Source organism: Sphingopyxis sp., assembly GCF_036675685.1.
Lineage (GTDB): Bacteria > Pseudomonadota > Alphaproteobacteria > Sphingomonadales > Sphingomonadaceae > Sphingopyxis.
Map to the genome: position 1 here is coordinate 29148 of NZ_JAKFEM010000022.1, position 18409 is coordinate 47556.

General features: G+C 65.9%; 15 protein-coding genes. 8 read left to right on the forward strand and 7 right to left on the reverse strand.

Annotation, left to right across the window (positions count from 1 at the left end; translation table 11 throughout):
- Positions 1 to 34: 34 nt before the first annotated feature.
- The 7 genes from V6M50_RS09515 to V6M50_RS09545 form a co-directional block, all read right to left on the reverse strand.
- Positions 35 to 1225, reverse strand: a complete 1191-nt coding sequence (locus tag V6M50_RS09515; RefSeq protein WP_332818320.1) for a molybdopterin molybdotransferase MoeA — start codon at positions 1223 to 1225, stop codon at positions 35 to 37.
- Positions 1222 to 1692 carry a cyclic pyranopterin monophosphate synthase MoaC gene (gene moaC, locus V6M50_RS09520; protein WP_332818321.1) on the reverse strand — a complete coding sequence of 157 codons (471 nt, stop codon included), beginning with the start codon at positions 1690 to 1692 and terminating at the stop codon, positions 1222 to 1224. The genes V6M50_RS09515 and moaC overlap by 4 nt, the downstream gene beginning before the upstream one ends.
- Positions 1689 to 2483, reverse strand: coding sequence for an indole-3-glycerol phosphate synthase TrpC (gene trpC, locus V6M50_RS09525; protein ID WP_332818322.1), 795 nt, complete (start codon positions 2481 to 2483; stop codon positions 1689 to 1691). Before trpC ends, moaC begins: the two co-directional genes overlap by 4 nt.
- A 266-nt stretch (positions 2484 to 2749) precedes the next feature.
- Positions 2750 to 3745: an anthranilate phosphoribosyltransferase gene (gene trpD / locus V6M50_RS09530; protein ID WP_332818323.1), complete on the reverse strand. Its 996-nt coding sequence runs from the start codon at positions 3743 to 3745 to the stop codon at positions 2750 to 2752.
- A complete protein-coding gene (locus V6M50_RS09535; protein WP_332818324.1) occupies positions 3742 to 4332 on the reverse strand; it encodes an anthranilate synthase component II in 591 nt (196 codons plus the stop codon). Before V6M50_RS09535 ends, trpD begins: the two co-directional genes overlap by 4 nt.
- Positions 4333 to 4497: 165 nt before the next feature.
- Positions 4498 to 6015: an anthranilate synthase component I family protein gene (locus V6M50_RS09540; RefSeq protein ID WP_332818325.1), complete on the reverse strand. Its 1518-nt coding sequence runs from the start codon at positions 6013 to 6015 to the stop codon at positions 4498 to 4500.
- Positions 6016 to 6022: 7 nt separating this feature from the next.
- The gene (locus tag V6M50_RS09545; RefSeq protein WP_332818326.1) at positions 6023 to 7969 is read right to left on the reverse strand and encodes a SurA N-terminal domain-containing protein; all 1947 of its coding nucleotides are present in this window, start codon (positions 7967 to 7969) and stop codon (positions 6023 to 6025) included.
- A gap of 178 nt (positions 7970 to 8147) precedes the next feature.
- On the opposite strand from V6M50_RS09545, the gene tpiA reads away from it, so the two are divergent.
- The 8 genes from tpiA to dnaE all read left to right on the forward strand — a co-directional run bounded on the left by tpiA (position 8148) and on the right by dnaE (position 18392).
- Positions 8148 to 8897 (forward strand): triose-phosphate isomerase, encoded by a 750-nt coding sequence (tpiA, locus tag V6M50_RS09550; protein ID WP_332818327.1) that lies wholly within the window; start codon positions 8148 to 8150, stop codon positions 8895 to 8897.
- A gap of 148 nt (positions 8898 to 9045) precedes the next feature.
- Positions 9046 to 9492, forward strand: coding sequence for a preprotein translocase subunit SecG (secG, locus tag V6M50_RS09555; RefSeq protein WP_332818649.1), 447 nt, complete (start codon positions 9046 to 9048; stop codon positions 9490 to 9492).
- Positions 9493 to 9612: 120 nt separating this feature from the next.
- Positions 9613 to 11244 (forward strand): CTP synthase, encoded by a 1632-nt coding sequence (locus V6M50_RS09560; RefSeq protein ID WP_332818328.1) that lies wholly within the window; start codon positions 9613 to 9615, stop codon positions 11242 to 11244.
- 30 nt (positions 11245 to 11274) lie between these two features.
- Positions 11275 to 11958 (forward strand): Crp/Fnr family transcriptional regulator, encoded by a 684-nt coding sequence (locus tag V6M50_RS09565; protein WP_332818329.1) that lies wholly within the window; start codon positions 11275 to 11277, stop codon positions 11956 to 11958.
- Between the two features lie 469 nt (positions 11959 to 12427).
- Positions 12428 to 13678 carry a lipoprotein-releasing ABC transporter permease subunit gene (locus V6M50_RS09570; RefSeq protein ID WP_332818330.1) on the forward strand — a complete coding sequence of 417 codons (1251 nt, stop codon included), beginning with the start codon at positions 12428 to 12430 and terminating at the stop codon, positions 13676 to 13678.
- Positions 13671 to 14348: an ABC transporter ATP-binding protein gene (locus V6M50_RS09575; protein WP_332818331.1), complete on the forward strand. Its 678-nt coding sequence runs from the start codon at positions 13671 to 13673 to the stop codon at positions 14346 to 14348. Before V6M50_RS09570 ends, V6M50_RS09575 begins: the two co-directional genes overlap by 8 nt.
- Positions 14349 to 14375: 27 nt before the next feature.
- Positions 14376 to 14852 carry a glutathione peroxidase gene (locus V6M50_RS09580; RefSeq protein WP_332818332.1) on the forward strand — a complete coding sequence of 159 codons (477 nt, stop codon included), beginning with the start codon at positions 14376 to 14378 and terminating at the stop codon, positions 14850 to 14852.
- Positions 14853 to 14891: 39 nt separating this feature from the next.
- On the forward strand, positions 14892 to 18392 hold the full coding sequence (gene dnaE, locus V6M50_RS09585) for a DNA polymerase III subunit alpha (protein WP_332818333.1): 3501 nt from the start codon (positions 14892 to 14894) through the stop codon (positions 18390 to 18392).
- Positions 18393 to 18409: the final 17 nt, after the last annotated feature.

An 18409-nucleotide genomic window follows, 5' to 3' on the forward strand; every position in this document is an offset into this window, starting at 1 on the left:
TAGGGAGAACGATAGTGGAACAAAGCGGAACTTGTCAAGCGATGACGATATAGTCCGCCATCTCGCCTTCGTCGCGCGCCGGTGCGTCGATGTCGCGGATCAGCAGCGCGTTGGCCGATGCCAGCGGCAGGGTCAGCCCGCTCTCCTGCCCGCAGGAGGGCGTCAGTCGTCCGTTTTCAAGGCGCGCGCGCAGATAATCGCGGCGGGTGCCGCCCGCCGGCAGCGGTTCGGCAATCGGCGCCTTGTGGACCGTCGGCAGCGGATCGCGCGCGCCGGCGAGGTGTCGGACGAGCGGCAACAGGAACAGGGTTGCGGTGACGAAGGCCGACGACGGGTTCCCGGGCAGGCCGAGCAGCACGGCATCGCCGATCATGCCCGCGATCAGCGGCTTGCCCGGACGCATCGCGATCCGCCAGAAATCGATATGTCCACCGGCGTCCTCGAGCGCGCCGCGGACATGGTCATGGTCGCCGACCGACGCGCCGCCGACGGTGACGATGACGTCGTGACGTCGCGCCAACTCCTTGAGAATCTTGGCAAGTATAGGGCGGTCGTCGGGGATATGATGCGGCAGGATTGGGTCGGCGACTTCGCCAGCGAGCATCGCCGCGAGCATCACGCCATTGCTGTCGGGGATCTGGCCCGGCGCGAGCGGACGGCCCGGCTGGACGAGTTCGTCACCCGTCGTCACGATCGCAACGCGGGGAAGCTTGCCGACGGCGAACTGCCCGGCGCCGCTCATCGCCGCGGTGGCGATGGCGCCCGGGGTCAGCCGCGTCCCCGCAGCCAGAAGGCGGGCGCCGGCGGAAAAATCGATGGCGCGATCGCGGATGTGACGGCCGCGCGCGCCGGGGCCGTCGCCGCTTAGCGCCAGCTGCGTACCGTCGATCGCCACATCCTCCTGCACGACGACCGTGTCGGCGCCGTCGGGGAGGATGGCGCCGGTGAAGATGCGCATCGCTTCGCCCATGCCGACGGCGCGATTGGGCGCAGCGCCCGCGGCGACTTCGCCGGTAACGGTCCATGGCCCGGGCAGGTCGTCAAAGCGGATCGCATAGCCGTCCATCGCCGACAAAGGCGCGGCAGGCTGATCGCGGAGTGCGACGACATCGTCTGAAAGATAGCGTCCAAGCGATTTGGAAAGAGCGATATTTTCTGGTAGAAGCGGACCGCGCAGGGCGAGCAATCGTGCCTGCGCTTCCTCGACCGGGAGCAAGCTGCTCATTCCGCGCGCCAGTCGCCCGAACGGCCGCCGCTCTTTTCGAGCAAGCGAATATCGCCGAGTATCATCGCGCGATCGAGCGCCTTTGCCATGTCGTAAAGCGTGAGCAGCGCGACCGATGCCGCGGTCAGCGCCTCCATCTCGACCCCGGTGGGGCCGGCGGTCGCGGCGGTCGCGCGCACCGCGATGCCATCGGCTTCCCACTCGAAATCGACCCCGACATGGGTGAGGGCCAGCGGATGGCAGAGCGGGATGAGGTCGGCGGTGCGTTTCGCGGCCATGATCCCGGCGATCCGCGCGGTCGACAGGACATCGCCCTTGGGCGCATTGCCGCTACGGATCGCTTCGAGCGCAGCGGCCGACATGGTGATGCGGCCACCAGCGACCGCGCGGCGCTGGGTGGCGGGCTTGGCGCCGATGTCGACCATCGACGCAGCCCCGGTTTCGTCGAGGTGCGTCGGCCGTGTCACGCCGTGGCGCCCGTGAGCAGTGCGCGCGTTGCCGCCGTGACGTCGCTTTGCCGCATCAGGCTTTCGCCGACGAGGAAGGCGCGGACGCCGCTTTGGGCGAGGCGTTCGCAGTCGGCGTGGGTGGCGATGCCGCTTTCGCCGACGAGCAAGGTTCCGGACGGCACGAGTCTTGCCAGTCGCTCGGTGACGCCAAGATCGGTCTCGAAGGTCCGCAAATCGCGGTTGTTGACCCCGATCAGGCGCGATTCGAGCCGCGTCAGCGCGCGGTCGAGTTCGGCCTCGTCATGCACCTCGACCAGCACATCCATGCCGCGCTCGATCGCGGCCGTCTCGATCTCGCGCATCGCGCCGTTGCTCAGCGCGGCGACGATGATCAGGATCGCGTCGGCGCCGATCGCGCGCGCCTCGGCGACCTGCCACGGGTCGACCATGAAATCCTTGCGCAGCGCGGGGAGGGCGCAGGCGGCGCGCGCGGCGATCAGATAATCCTCATGCCCCTGAAACCAGGGTGCGTCGGTGAGCACCGAGAGGCACGCCGCGCCGCCCGCGGCATAAGCGCGGGCGTGATCGGCAGGATCAAAATCTTCCCTTATCAACCCCTTGGATGGTGAAGCTTTCTTTATTTCTGCGATCAAGCCGAAACCGCCGGCCCCGATCTTGGCCTGCAGAGCGGCGGCGAAGCCGCGCACCGGTCCGGCGTCGATCGCGTCGAGTTCAGACAGCGAACGCAGCGCGCGGCGTTCGGCGACTTCGTCGGCCTTGGTGGCCAGGATTTGCGTCAGCTTGTTCATCAAGGGTCAGAGTCTGCCAATTGCACGTCCGAGGCGTCGAAATGGCAAAGATATCGACTTCGTGTGGCCGCCGCGGATGGTGGGTCCATCAGCAAGGCCGCGCGGAGGCGAGATCGAAGCCATTTCGGCGTCCCTGCGGGATTTGATCGATTTTGTCCATGGCTGCGTCAGCGAGCCTTGGAATATGCCCATATGCCTGCGCCTCGCTTCCTTGCCCTGAACAAAATCGCTTCAAACCTCGGACGCGCAATTGGCAGACTCTGACCCTAGTAGGCGATCCAGCAGTTGAGCAGCGCGTTGGCAAGGCCCTTGTCGATCGCCTCGGCGGCTTCCTCGACGCCCTCGACCAGCGTCTGCGCCGCGCCGGCGACGATGAGGGCTTCGGCGGCATTGTAGAGCACCGCGTCGCGATAGGCACCGGGTTCACCCTGCAACAAGGCCTGCAGCGCGCGGGCGTTATAGGCCGCATCGCCGCCGCGGATTTCCGCCAGCGGCCGCGTCGGCAGGCCGGCATCGGCAGCGTGGCTGCGCTGCATGCGTACGCCTTCGGGCGTAATGACCGCCACTTCGTTGCCGCCCGCGAGCGATAGTTCGTCGAGCCCCTCGTCGCCCGAAATGACGCGCGAATGATCGGTTCCGAGCCGGTGCAGCGCCGCGGCATAGACCGGGACATAAGCGGGGCGCGCGATGCCGATAAGCTGGCGCGTGACGCGCGCCGGATTGGCGAGCGGCCCCATCAGGTTGAAGATGGTGCGACGGCCGAGCGCCTTGCGGATCGGCATGATGCGTTTCATCGCCGGATGATGGTGCGCAGCGAAGAGGAAGCAGATGCCTAGATCGGCGAGCTGCGCCTCGGCCGTCAGCGCCGCGCGCTCCATGTCGAGGCCGAGCGCTTCGAGCGTGTCGGCGGCGCCGGATTTGGACGAAGCGGCACGATTTCCGTGCTTTGCGACGGGAACTTCGCACGCCGCGACGACGATTGCGACCGCGGTCGAGACGTTGAGCGTGTGATGGCCGTCGCCGCCGGTGCCGCAGACGTCGATTGCGCCGGCGGGAGCATCGATCGGTATCAACCGGTCGCGCATCGCCTGCGCCGCGGCGGCGATCTCGACCATCGTTTCGCCGCGGTCGGAGAGTGCGGAGAGGAATTCGGCGATATTCTCGTCGCTCGCGCCGCCATCGAGCATCGTCGCGAAAGCGTTGGCTGCCTCGTCATGATCCAGCAGATGCGCCGGATCGGGAAACGGCCCGAACCGGCTCACGCGGCTTTCCGTGCGCCGACCGGCAACCCCGCTAATGCCATGAAATTGGCGAGCATGGCGTGGCCATGCTCGGTCGCGATGCTTTCGGGATGGAATTGCACGCCGTGGATCGGCAGCTCGGCGTGGCGGAAACCCATTACCGCGCCGTCGTCGCTGGTCGCGTTGATGATGAGGCTGGCGGGAATGTCGACGACCTCGAGGCTGTGATAGCGCGTCGCCTGAAACGGCGAGGGCAGGCCGGCGTAGAGCCCGCTGCCATCGTGGCACACGGGCGAGGTCTTGCCGTGCATCAGGTGGCCGCGCTGGACGATACCGCCGAAATGCTGGCCGATTGCCTGATGGCCCAAACATACGCCGAGCAGCGGGCGCCGCGCTTCGGCGCAAGCGGCGACGAGGTCGAGGCTGATGCCCGCCTCGTTCGGCGTGCACGGGCCGGGCGAGATCAGGATCGCATCGGCGCCGCTCGCCATCGCGTCGGCGGCGGTCAGCGCATCGTTGCGCTCGACGCGCACGTCGGCCCCCAGCTCGATCAGATAATGAACGAGGTTGAAGGTGAAGCTGTCATAATTGTCGATGACGAGGATCATGGTGGGGGCCGTAACGATTTTGCAGTCGGGGGGGAAGCGCAAGTAGCTTTCGGCGTTGCAATCCCAACTTCGTCATTCCCGCGAAAGCGAGAACCCAGCGAGCTACCGTTGCGGGCTGGGTTCCCACTTTCGCGGGAATGACGAAAGTGGTTGTCCTGAGGTCAGTTACTGCCCATAACCCGGCGTGCCCGCCAGCCGCACGGCTTCGCGCGCGGCGGCGAAGAGCGCGCCCGCCTTGGCTTCGCATTCGCGCTGTTCATAGGCGGGATCGCTGTCGGCGACGATGCCGGCGCCTGCCTGGACGTGCATCTCGCCGTCCTTGACGATCGCGGTGCGCAGCACGATGCAGCTGTCCATATTGCCGTCGGGCGCGAAATAGCCGACGCCGCCGGCGTAGGGCCCGCGCGCATCGGCTTCGAGTTCGGCGATGATCTGGCACGCGCGGACCTTGGGCGCGCCGCTGACGGTGCCTGCCGGGAAGCCCGCGAACAGCGCGTCGATCGCGTCCTTGTCGGGCGCGATGCGGCCGATGACGTTCGACACGATGTGCATGACATGGCTGTAGAATTCGACCGTATAGCTGTCGGTGACGGTCACCGAGCCCCCGATGGCGGCACGCCCGACATCGTTGCGGCCGAGGTCGAGCAGCATCAGATGTTCGGCGCGCTCCTTGGGGTCGGCGAGCAGCGATTCGCGGTTCTCGACATCCTCGGCACTCGTGCGGCCGCGCGGGCGCGTACCGGCGATCGGGCGGATCGTGATCTCGCCATCGCGGACCCGGACGAGGATTTCGGGCGACGAGCCGATCAGCGCGAAGCCGGGCAGGTCGAGGAAATAGAGGAAGGGCGAGGGGTTGATCCGCCTGAGCGCGCGATACAGGTCGAACGGCGGCAGGTCGAACGGCGTCGAAAAGCGCTGTGACAGCACGACCTGGAAGATGTCGCCCGCGGCGATATAATCCTTTGCCGCTGCGACCATCGCCGCGAACTGCGCAGGCGTCGTCGCGGCATTTGGTCCGATGTCGGCGGGCAGCGCCTCGGTCGCGGCGCGGTCGGCGTGGGCGCTGACGCTCGACAGGCGCGCGGCGATGGTATCGAGCCGGTCCTGTGCCGCTTCGATCATGCGGTCGATGGCGCCATCGGGGTCGGGCCAGATCGGCGCGATCAGGAACAGTTCGTCGGCGAGGCGGTCGAACACGAGGATCGTCGTCGGGCGCACGAATATCATGTCGGGCAGGCCGAGTCCCGCGCCCGGCGCGCGCGGGATGCGTTCGACAAGGCCGATCGTTTCATAGGCGAAGAAGCCGACGAGCGTCGCGAGCGCCTTGGGCAGCCCCTCGGGGACGTCGAAGCGACATTCGGCGACGAGATCGCGAAGCGCCTGGAGCGCCGGAGCGGGCAAAGGCTCGAAAGCATCGCGGTCGTGCCGCCAGTCGCGATTGATCCGCGCGGCGTCGCCGGTGACCTCGAACATCAGGTCGGGGTCGAGCCCGATCAGGCTGTAGCGCCCACGCGTCTCGCCGCTTTCGACCGATTCGAGCACCCAGTCGCCGCGCCCCGGCTCGATCAGCTTGAGCGCCGCCGATACCGGGGTTTCGATATCGGCGATCAGCCGCTGCCAGACGACCGCGCCGCGCCCCCCGGCCAGCGCCTCGAGCGCTGCGGCTTTGCCTTCCAGCGTCACCTGCCGCCTATTCGGCGACCGGCGCGGTGCCGGTCAGCTCGCGGCGCAGCTGGTCGACGAGGGTCTTGTTGATCGTCACCCCGACGCGGCGCTTCGCCTCGGCGGCAAGCTGTTCGACGAGTTCGCTGCCGAATGCCGGCGCGAGCGGCTGCGCGATGGCGGCGACGCGCTGCGGTTCGATCGACTTCGGATCGGGGCGCGCGACGTCGGTCAGCGCGATCACCATCCAGCCGCGATTGCCGGGGATTTCGAGCGTCTTCACGCTACCCTTGGCCATCGAGAAGAGCAGCGCGAGTTCGGGCGGAACGGGCTGGCCATTGGCGCCGAGTTCGGCGCGGCGGCCGCCAATCGTTTGCGCATTGCCGATGTTCGGGCCAGCGGCGGCGACGGCATCGGCAAGGCTCTTGCCGCCCTCGACCGCCTTGGCGATCGCGCGGGCCTTGTCGCGGGCGACTTTCTGGCCCTGCGCAAAGCGCCATTCGCTGAGCAGGTCACCGCGAATCTGAGCGAAAGGCGGCGGCGCCGCGGCGATGATCGATTTCACCGAATAGACGGCGAATTTTTCATTTTCGACGAGCGTCGCGATATGGCCTTCGCCTTCGCCGGCTGCCTGGAAGGCCTGGCTGACCAGCGGCGCGAGTTCGGGCGCGAGCGTGAAAGCGGGCTGGCCGGGAACGCGGCCGCTAGGCAACAGCGCCGGGGTCGTCTGGAGCTGGAGCTTGCGGTCGGCGGCGACTTCCTCGACCGATGCTCCGCCGTTCACGGCGTCCTGGATCGCGTTATAATAATCGACGATCGCCTCGTTCGCCTTGTTCTTGGCAAGTTCGGTGCGGATTTCGGCGCTGGCGTCGGCGAGGCTTTGCGCCGGGCGCGCGGTCACATCCTCGACCCGCGCGACGCTCCAGCCAAGGCCGGTCTGCGTCGGGCCGACGAGGTCGCCGCGCTTGGCGGCAAAAGCGGTCTTGGCGGCGGCGGCGCTGGCCGTCGCAGCATAGGCCGACTGGGTGAGGTCGCCGGTGGTCGAAGCCGACAAGCCCGCGGCCTGCGCGGCGGCGGCGAGCGAGGTGCCGCCACGGACCTTGGCGGCAAGGCTGTTCGCCGTCGCCTGGTCGGGGACGATCACCTGCGAAAAGCGGCGCGTCTCGCTAGCGGCATAGCGCGCCGCATTGTCCTTATAAACCTTGGCGATTTCGGCGTCGGTGACGGCGGGAACCGGGACGGCGGCGCGATCGAACAGCGCATATTGCACGACGCGGCGCTCGGGCACGGTGAATTTGGCGGCATTCTGCGTCAGATAGGTGCGCAGCGTCGCATCGCCCGGATCGGCGGTCGGGGCAAAGGGGCTGGCCGGAATGAAGGTCGCCTGACCGCGCCGCTGCTCCATCAGCAGGGCGGCGTAGGGCTGCGCCATGCCTGGCGCGATGCGCGGCATCATCCCGACCGGCGCGGCAAGCTGTTCGATCAAAAGCTGCTGACGAAGGTCTGCGCGAAGCTGGGTTTCGGTCATGCCATTTTCGCGCAGGAAGCTTTCGAAACGGGTCTGGTCGAAGGTTCCCGACACGCCGGCAAAGGCGGGGATGTCGGCGATGCGGCCGTCGAGCAGCCGCTTGCTAACGCCGAAACCCATGTCGGTCGCGAACTGGTCGAACGCGCGGCCTTCGACCAGCTGGTTCAGCACCTGGTCGAGACCACCCGATTCGACGAAGGCGGCCATCGTCATCCCCGGCTGGTTCTGCCGCGCCTGGTTATACGCCTGACGGACGCGATCGCGCAGCTCGCCGACGCCGATTTCCTCGCTGCCGACCTTGGCGACATTGGCGCCCCCGATCCCGCCAAAGCTGGAATTGCCAGTCACATCGCTCAGCGCAAAGGCGAGCCCGACGAGGACGACGAAGGCGAGGGCGAGGAACTTGCCGATCGTCGAGGAAAACATGGCGCGAATGGCAGTAATCATGGAACGGGCGTTCTTTCGGCAGGGTGCGAGGATGCGCGGTTGCGCGCTGCTTTAGAGGCGTGGCGGCACCGCATCAAGGCGGGAAAGGGGCTTTTCGCGCCGAGCGACGCGGCTTGCCTATCTTCCCCGCTCGCCGCTAGGGGACGCGCATCGTTTGAATAGCGGGAGAGACGCGGCAATGGCACGGCGCAAATATGTGGTCGGCAACTGGAAAATGAACGGCCTGTCGGCGGCGCTCGCCGACGCGCAGGCGATTTTTGCCGGGGCTGAAGACCATTCGGCGGTCGATGTCGCGATCTGCCCGCCCTTCACGCTGGTCGGCGCGATGGTTGCCGCCGCGCCGGGCTCGGCGGTCGGAGGGCAGGACTGCCATAGCGCTACATCGGGCGCCTTCACCGGATCGGTCGCGGCACCGATGCTCGCCGACATCGGCGCGAGCCTGGTGATCGTCGGGCATAGCGAGCGGCGCGAAGGGTTCAGCGAAAGCGATGCCGATGTGCGGGCCAAGGCCGAGGCGGGGCTGACGGCGGGGCTGTCGGTGATCCTGTGCGTCGGCGAGCCGCGCGCGGTTCGCGAATCGGGCGGGGCGATCGACTATGTCCTGGCGCAGATTGCGGGATCGGTGCCGGAGAGCTTCGATGCGCACCGGCTGGCCATCGCCTATGAACCGATCTGGGCGATCGGCACCGGGCTCGTGCCCACGGTCGTCGATGTCGCCGCGATGCACGGTGCGATCCGGCGGGCGCTCGCGGCGCGTTTCGGCGGCGCGGCGGAGGATATGCGCATTCTATATGGCGGGTCGGTGAATGGCGACAATGCCGCGGAGCTGCTCGACGCGGGCGACGTCGACGGCGCGCTGGTCGGGGGCGCGAGCCTGACGGCGGCCAAGTTTATGCCGATTGTCGCGGCTGCGGCAGCGTTGGGTTGACCGAACTGCTTGCGGTTAGAGTTCATCATCATTCCCAACGGCCTCTCGAGGCGACGTATGGGTTGAAGCGCAGCGCCATCGTCTCTATGTGCGCCGCGGGCGCGGTCCGTGTGAGGCCGCGCAAGTTCGGGAAATTCTGATGTCCAATCTGTTCACCTTCGTACTCGTCGTCCAGGCGCTCGTCGCCGCGGTGATGATCGGCGTCATCCTGATGCAGAAGTCGGAAGGTGGCGGCCTGGGTGTCGGCGGCAGCCCCGCGGGCCTGTTGTCGGCGCGCGGTGCGGCGGATTTCATGACCCGGGCGACGACGATCCTCGCGACGCTGTTTGTCGGCCTGTCGATCGTGCTCGCGGCGATGGCCTCGGTCGGCCGTAGCGGTTCGACGATCGACACCTCGCTGTCGAAGACGGCGCAGCCGCAGACCGGCGGCTCCTCGCCGCTGACCGGCACGGCGCAGCCGGTGCAGGGCGCGCCCGCCAACGCGGCGCCCGCCCCGGCGAGCGACGATCCGCTCGCCGCCGCCGCTGCGGCGGCGACGCAGGAGGCCGCTCCGGCCCCGGCGCAAGGCACACAGGCGCCTCCCGCCAAGAAATAAGCTTGAAAAGTAGCGGGGGCTTCGGCCTCCGCCTGTAACCCGCCCGGCGGAATTATTTTCCGCCGGAAGCGATTCGACGGGTTGCGCCGTCCCCCTCCTGTTGAGTAAGTCTTTCCTCCCATGGCGCGGTTCATTTTTATCACCGGCGGCGTGGTCTCCTCCCTTGGCAAAGGTTTGATGGCGGCTAGCCTTGCGGCTCTGTTGCAGGCGCGGGGTTTCCGCGTTCGCATCCGGAAATTCGATCCCTATCTGAATGTCGATCCGGGGACGATGTCGCCCTATCAGCATGGCGAGGTCTATGTGACCGATGACGGGGCCGAAACCGACCTCGACCTCGGCCATTATGAACGTTTTACCGGCGTTGCGGCGCGGCAGAGCGACAATGTGACCTCGGGCCGTATCTATCGCGACATCATCACCAAGGAGCGCCGCGGCGACTATCTGGGCGCGACGGTGCAGGTCATTCCGCACGTCACCGACGAGATCAAGGCCTTCGCGCGCGCCGAGATCGACGACCTCGATTTCGTGCTGTGCGAGATCGGCGGCACCGTCGGCGACATCGAATCGCTGCCGTTCATCGAGGCGATCCGTCAGCTCAAGAACGAGGTCGGGCGCGAAAACGCGATCTCGGTCCATGTCACGCTGGTGCCCTATATCGCCGCCGCGGGCGAGCTGAAGACCAAGCCGACGCAGCACAGCGTGCGCGAACTCGCGTCGCTCGGCGTCCAGCCCGACATATTGCTCTGCCGCTGCGAAAAGCCGCTGCCCGAGAGCGAGCGCGCAAAAATCGCGCAATTCTGCAACGTCCGCAAGGAAGCGGTGATCCCCGCGCTCGACGCCGACAGCATCTATTCGGTGCCGGTCCAATATCATGGCGAGGGGCTGGACAGCGAAGTCCTGCACGCATTCGGCATCCATGACGCGCCCGCGCCCGACCTGTCGCGCTGGTACGACATCATGGACCGCAAGCAGCATCCCGAGGGCGAGGTGACGATCGGTGTCGTCGGCAAATATGTCTCGCTTCCCGATGCGTATAAGTCGCTGAACGAGGCGCTGGTCCACGGCGGCATGGCGCACCGGGTCAAGGTCAATATCCGCTGGCTCGACGCCGAAATGTTCGAGCGTGACGAGGATCTGGCCGCCAATCTGGAACCATTGCACGGCATTCTGGTGCCCGGCGGGTTCGGTGAGCGCGGGTCCGAAGGCAAGATTTCGAGCGTGCGTTTCGCGCGCGAACGCAACGTGCCCTTCTTCGGCATCTGCCTTGGCATGCAAATGGCGTGCATCGAGGGCGCGCGGAACACGAGCGGCATCGAATCCGCATCGAGCACCGAGTTCGGCCAGACCGACGAGCCCGTCGTCGGGCTGATCACCGAATGGATGAGCGCCGAAGGGCTGCAGAAGCGCGGCGCCAACACCGATATGGGCGGCACGATGCGGCTCGGCGCCTATGAAGCGAAGCTGTCGCCGAACAGCCATGTCGCGGCCGTCTATGGCGCGAACGAGATCAGCGAGCGCCACCGCCACCGCTACGAGGTCAACGGCGCCTATCGCGATCGGCTGGAAAAGGGCGGGCTGGTCTTTTCGGGCATGTCGCCCGACGGCATGTTGCCGGAAATCGTTGAGCGGCCGGATCATCCGTGGTTTATCGGCGTGCAGTTCCATCCGGAACTCAAGTCGAAGCCCTTCGACCCGCATCCCTTGTTCGCGGGCTTTATCGAAGCGGCGGTGAAGCAGAGCCGGCTGGTCTAGGGCTGGCCCGCGAAAAAGGGGTTTAGGGGCATGGATCACGCAAGACTCGCCGAGTTGCAGGGCCCCGACAGCATTTTTTCGGGCCTTTCGATCCAGGATTGGGCCGACATCGCGGGGCGCGCGGTCCAGGTCAATTTCGCCAAGGGCAAGGAATTGCTGAGCCAGGGCGATACGGGCGACAGCTTGCTCATCCTGACCGAAGGCACGGCGCGCGTGTCGATGCTGACCGCGGGTGGCCGCGAAATCGTGCTCGCCTATGCCGAACCCGGCGCGGTGCTAGGCGAGATCGCCTTGCTCGATGGCGGCGAACGCACCGCCTCGGTGATTGCGACGAGCGCCGGCGGCGCGCTTCAGCTTGGCCGTAACGCGCTGCGCGACTTTGCCGCGAGCCATCCTGATTTTGCCTGGTCGCTGATGCAGCAACTGGCGCGGCGGCTGCGCACCGCCGACCAGACGATCGAAAGCGATCGCGCCTATGCCTCGGGCCCGCGGCTCGCACGCTACCTCAAACGGCTGATTCGCAAGGATGTCGAAGCGTCGCATCGCGTCGAACTCAGCCAGACCGAGCTCGGCAATTTTGCTGGGATGAGCCGCGAGCATATCAACCGTCAGTTGCGCAGCTGGGAGGAATCGGGCGTGATTTCGCTCGAGCAGGGCCGGGTGCGTGTGCTCGATACCGATATGCTCGAGGATATTAGCGAGAGCGAGGGATAACCCCATCTCCTCACATCGTCATTCCCGCGAAAGCGGGAACCTAGCGAGCTACCGTTGCACATGAACAACTGGGTTCCCGCTTTCGTGGGAATGACGAAGGTTGATAAGGGGGCGGCGCTTCGTGTCGGAATCACAACGCCCGGGCCTCGTTTTCGAGACCCGGGCGCCTGTGACGAACACTCGCCATCCCCCTTTGTTGCAAGCCTGGCGAAAGGCTTGCACTCCCTGGAGCCGGGCCTTTGGGCCGCGTTGAACCAGAAGTTGCTGGGCTAGGACTGCGGGGGGGCTTTGTCACCCTCTCGCGGTCACTTGGCCCCGCTTTTGCGGGGCGCTGTGACCTATGAGCAACATATTTTGCGAATCATTCGCAAGCTTGTGACGGTCCGGCGACCATTGCCAGCACTGTCGGCGCTGCGTAAAGCGGCGCCATGCGTGTCATTCCTCATGCGCCGCAAAGGCACACCGTTCCATGATCCTGCGTCCTTACGAACGCACCATCTTCAAACGCTATATGCTTCCGCAGCGCGGCGAAGGGTTCATCTTCGTCGCGGCGGCGTTCAGTTTCGTCGCGGTGACGCTGGGCGTCGCGGCGCTGGTGATCGTGATGAGTGTGATGAACGGGGTGCGTAGCGACCTGTTCGACAAGATCGTCGGATTGAACGGCCACGCGGTGGTTCAGGGCTTTGGCGGGCGGCTCGACGACTGGCGCGATGTGCTCAAGCAAGCAAAGGCGACGCCAGGTGTCGTGTCGGCGACCCCGCTGATCGAACAGCCGCTGCTAGCCACCTTCAGCGGGCGCGTCGAGGGTATCCTTGTGCGCGGCATGACCGTGCCCGACATCCGCAACAACCAGACGTTGGGCGGCAAGGTGCTCCAGGGCAATCTCGGCACGCTGACCGCCAATTCGGGCAATGTTGCGCTCGGCAGCGAGCTGGCGCGCAACCTGGGTGCGACGGTGGGGTCGAACCTGACGATCATCAATCCGCAAGGGCGGCCGACGCCGTTCGGCACGGTGCCACGCGAAATAAGTTACCGGGTGACCGCGGTGTTCGAAATCGGCGTCTATGATTTCGACAAAATGTATGTGGTGATGCCGATGGAGGATGCGCAGCTGTTGCTGCTATCCGGCGACCAGATCGGGATGATCGAGGTGAAGGTCACCGACCCCGACGATGTCGACAGCATCTTGGCGCCGCTCAAGGAAAAGGTCGCAGCGCAGGCGGTCATTTCGGACTGGCGGCAGATGAACTCCAGCCTGTTCGAGGCATTGTCGATCGAGCGCGTTGCGATGTTCGTCATCCTGTCGCTGATCGTGCTCGTTGCGGCGTTCAACATCGTGTCGTCGCTGATCATGCTGGTACGTGCCAAGACGCGCGACATGGCGATCCTGCGCACGATGGGCGCACCGCGCGACGCGGTGCTGCGCATCTTCATGACGATCGGGGTGTCGATCGGCGTCGCGGGCACGCTCATGGGCATGGCGTTCGGTTTCGGGCTGCTCTATTTCCGGCAGGGTGTGCTGCGCGGGGTCGAATTCATCACCGGCCAGCCGCTCTGGGATCCCTCGATCCGCTTCCTCACCGAATTGCCGTCGAAGCCCGACCCGTTCGAGATCACCGGTATTGCGGTGATGGCGATCGTCTTCAGTTTCCTCGCGACGCTCTATCCGGCGTTCAAGGCGGCGAACACCGATCCGGTGCAGGTCCTGCGTTATGAGTGACAAGGTTCTGGAACTTCATGCGCTCAAGCGCAGCTTCACGCAGGGCGATGTGACCATCGACGTGCTGCGCGGGGTCGATGCGCACTTGCAGCGCGGCGAAATCGTCGCGCTGCTCGGGCCGTCGGGGTCGGGCAAATCGACGATGCTCCAAGCGGTCGGCCTGCTCGAAGGCGGGTTCGACGGAACGATCAGCATCGACGGCCATGACGTCACGCAATATGATCAGGGCGAACGGACGAAGACGCGGCGCGAGAAGATCGGCTTCGTCTACCAGTTCCATCATTTGCTCCCCGATTTCAGCGCGATCGAGAATGTCATCCTGCCGCAGCTGATCCGCGGCGCGGGGCAGGCCGAAGCTGAGGAACGCGCCGCCGACCTGCTCGGCCGGCTGGGTCTGGGCGAGCGGTTGCATCACAAGCCAAGCAAGCTGTCGGGCGGCGAGCAGCAGCGCGTCGCGGTGGCGCGCGCGCTCGCGAACCGGCCGCTGCTGGTGCTCGCCGACGAGCCAACGGGCAATCTCGACGAGGCCACGGCGGATCGCGTGTTCGATCAGTTCGTCAAGCTGGTGCGCGATCATGGCTCGGCCGCACTCGTCGCGACGCACAACGAACGGCTCGCCGCGCGGATGGACCGCGTGCTGCGCTTGCACGACGGACGGATAGAGGCGTAGGCTCGCGCCAACAGTAGGGGACGGAATATGGCACTTTACGATCTCGCGGCCCCGCTGCCCGGCGGCGGCACGCAATCGATGGCGGATTATCGCGGCAAGGTGCTGCTGATCGTCAACACCGCGTCGAAATGCGGCTTTACCCCGCAATATGAGGGGCTCGAAGAGCTCTATCGCGATTACAAGGATCGCGGGCTCGAGATACTGGCCTTTCCGTGCAACCAGTTCGGCGCGCAGGAGCCCGGCGATGCGGCGGAAATCGCGAATTTCTGTTCGCTGACCTATGATGTCAGCTTTCCGGTGATGGCGAAGATCGAGGTCAATGGCGACGGCGCCGATCCGATTTTCAAGCATCTGAAGAAGGAACAGACCGGTCTGCTCGGCAGCGGGATCAAGTGGAATTTCACCAAATTCCTCGTCGGCCGCGACGGCAAGGTCGTGTCGCGCCACGCGCCGACGACCAAGCCCGAGCAACTCCGCAAAGAGATTGAGGAACTGCTGGGTTAAGCCTTGGCAGAATCACCGCTGTCACTGTAGCGTCATCTGATGGCCTACAGCCCCTTTGCCCCCCTGCGCGTCTTTTCCAGCTACACAATGCTGGAAGGGGCGATCGAGCCCAAGGCGATTGCGAAAGCCGCGCGCGACCGCGGGTTTCCCGCGATCGCGATCTGCGACCGCAACGGGCTTTACGGTGCAATGGCGTTCGGCGAGGCGTGCAAGGCCGCGGGGGTGCAGCCGGTCGTCGGTGCGCTGCTCAGCGTTGCGCGGCCGGGGCAACGGATGGCCAATGGGGCACCGCTGATCGACTGGCTCGCGCTTTATGCGCAGGATGAGGCCGGATATGGGAATCTCTGCGCGCTCGTGTCGGCGGCGCATCTTGATCGGCCGATCGAGCAGGACCCGCATGTCACGCTGTCCGACCTGGCGGGCAAGACCGACGGGCTGATCTGCCTGACCGGCGGGGGCGAGGGTGCGCTGGCGCGCTTGCTCGCGGGCGAACAGAAGACCGCGGCCGATGATTATGTCGAGCAATTGGAAGCGCTGTTTGCGGGACGGCTCTATATCGAGCTGGCGCGGCGCGGCGATGCGACCGAGATGGCGGCCGAAAAGGCGCTGATCGACATGGCCTATGTGCGCGCCCTGCCGCTGGTGGCGACCAACCCCGCAAGCTTCGTCGAACCGCAATTCCATCCCGCGCACGACGCGATGCTGTGTATCGCGCAGTCGGCCTATGTCGAAAGCGAGGACCGGCGCGTTTCGAGCCCCGAAGCCTGGCTGAAGCCCGCCGAGGCGATGGAGGATGCGTTTTCGGACTTGCCCGAGGCGATGCGCAATACGCTCGTCATTGCGCAGCGCTGCGCCTTCATGGCGCCCAAGCGCGACCCGATCCTGCCGAGCCTTGCCGGCGACCGCGAGGGCGAGGCGGCGCAGCTCGCGCAGGACGCGCGCGACGGGCTCGATGCACGGCTCGCCCATTATCCTGACCTCACCGACGAAGAGCGCCAGACCTATGTCGAGCGGCTCGACTTCGAGGTCGGGGTCATCACGCAGATGGGCTTTCCCGGCTACTTCCTGATCGTCGCCGACTTCATCAAATGGGCGAAGGCGCATGATATTCCGGTGGGCCCGGGGCGCGGTTCGGGTGCAGGCAGCGTGGTCGCGTGGGCGCTGACGATCACCGACCTGGATCCGCTCAAGCTCGGCCTGCTGTTCGAACGCTTCCTCAACCCCGAACGCGTGTCGATGCCCGACTTCGACATCGACTTCTGCGAAACGCGGCGCGGCGAAGTGATCCGCTATGTGCAGGAGAAATACGGCCGCGATACCGTCGCGCAGATCATCACCTTCGGTAAGCTGAAGGCCCGCGCGGTGCTCAAGGACACCGGGCGCGTTCTCCAGATGAGCTATGGCCAGGTCGACCGGCTCGCCAAGCTGGTGCCCAACCATCCGACCGATCCGTGGACGCTCGAACGCGCGCTCAATGGTGTCAGCGAGCTGATGACCGAATATAAGCAGGACGACGGGGTGCGCCGCCTGTTCGACATGGCGCGCCAATTGGAAGGCCTGCCGCGCCACAGTTCGACCCACGCCGCGGGCGTGGTCATCGGCGACCGCCCGCTCGACCAGCTCGTCCCGCTCTATCGCGATCCGCGCTCGGACATGCCGGTGACGCAGTTCGACATGAAATATGTCGAGAGCGCGGGCCTCGTGAAATTCGACTTTCTCGGCCTGAAGACATTGTCGGTACTGAAGGAGGCCAAGCGCCTGCTCGCGCTGCGCGGGATCGACGTCGATCTCGACGCGCTGCCGTGGGAAGACTCGGATGCGACGCCCAAGGTTTATGAACTGCTCCAGCGCGGCGAGACGGTCGGGGTGTTCCAGCTCGAATCCGAAGGGATGCGGCGCACGCTGTCGGCGGTGAAACCGACCAATTTCGGCGACATCATCGCGCTCGTCGCGCTTTATCGCCCGGGGCCGATGGACAATATTCCGCTGTTCGGCGCGCGCAAGAACGGGCGCGAGGCGATCGCCTATCCGCATCCTTTGCTCGAGGGCATCCTCGCCGAAACATACGGCATCTTCGTCTATCAGGAACAGGTGATGCAGGCGGCGCAGATCCTGGCTGGCTACAGTCTCGGCGGCGCCGACCTTTTGCGCCGCGCGATGGGCAAGAAGATCCAGGCCGAGATGGATGCGCAGCGCGAGACGTTCGTCGCGGGCTGCGCCGAGCACAACAAGATCGACGCGAAGAAGGCGAACGAGCTGTTCGACTTGATCGACAAATTCGCGGGCTATGGTTTCAACAAGAGCCACGCCGCCGCCTATGCGCTGCTCGCCTATCAGACGGCATGGCTGAAAGCGTATCACAGCCATGAGTTTTTTGCGGCGTCAATGTCGTTCGACAGCCACCAGACCGACAAATTGTCGATCTTTATCGACGATATGCGGCGGCTGGACATTGTCGTTGCACCGCCGTCGATCAACGAAAGCGAAGCCGATTTCTCGGTCGGCGAAAGCGGTGGAGGTCTCGCGGTACGCTATGCGCTCGGCGCGCTGAAGGGTGTCGGCGAACGCGCGATGGAGGCGCTTGTCGAAGAACGGCGCGATCGCGGCGATTTCGCCAGCCTCGACGATTTTGCCGCGCGCATCGACCCGAAACTGCTCAATCGGCGCCAGATCGAGGCGCTGGCGGGGGCAGGGGCGTTCGACGGCGTCGAACCCGAACGGCCGCGCGCCTATGCTGGCGCCGAAAGCCTGCTCGCCTGCGCCAATGCCTCGGCGCACGAGCGTTCGACGGGGCAGGGTGGTTTGTTTGGCGGCGACATCGACGTTGCGCCGATGCTGCAGCTGCCCGCGGCCGAACCCTGGACGCTCGCCGAGCGCATGACGCGCGAGAAGGAAGCTTTCGGTTTCTATTTCTCGGCGCACCCGGTCGAACAATATGAGGCGATCGTCGCGGCGCGCGGCGCGCGAACCTATGGCGACATCTGCACCAATGTCGAGATGACGCCGGGAACGCGTATCCCGATGACGATGGCGGGAATGGTCGAAAGCGCACGGCCACGCGTGTCGCAGCGCGGCAATCGTTTCCTCAACCTGACGCTCTCGGACCGCAGCGGCCAGTTCCAGTCGAGCTGTTTCGACGAACAGGCGAGCAAGATATTGGAAGCGCTCGCGGCCGATGGCGGCTGCGCGATCCTCGCCGTCGAGCTCGACCTGCTCGAAGGCGAGGAGACGCCGCGCGTCACCGTCCGCGGCGCGCAGCCGCTGGCCGAGATAGCCGCGACCGCCGCGCTGGAGCTGACGTGCCGCGTCGCGTTGCCGGGCGCGATCGAGGAAATGGCGCGCCTGCTCGATCGCCGCGACGATGCGCGTGGCCGCGTCTTCATTCTGACCGAAGATCCGGACACCGGCGACGAACTCCGCGTCAGCCTCGGCCGCGGCTTTGCCCTCGGCCCCGACGTCGTCGCGCGGCTGGAAATGGTGCCGGGGATCGGCGAAGCCGCGCTGTCGCTGTTTACACCCAAGGACTTTCGCGCGCGCTGATCCCGTTGACGCTTGCG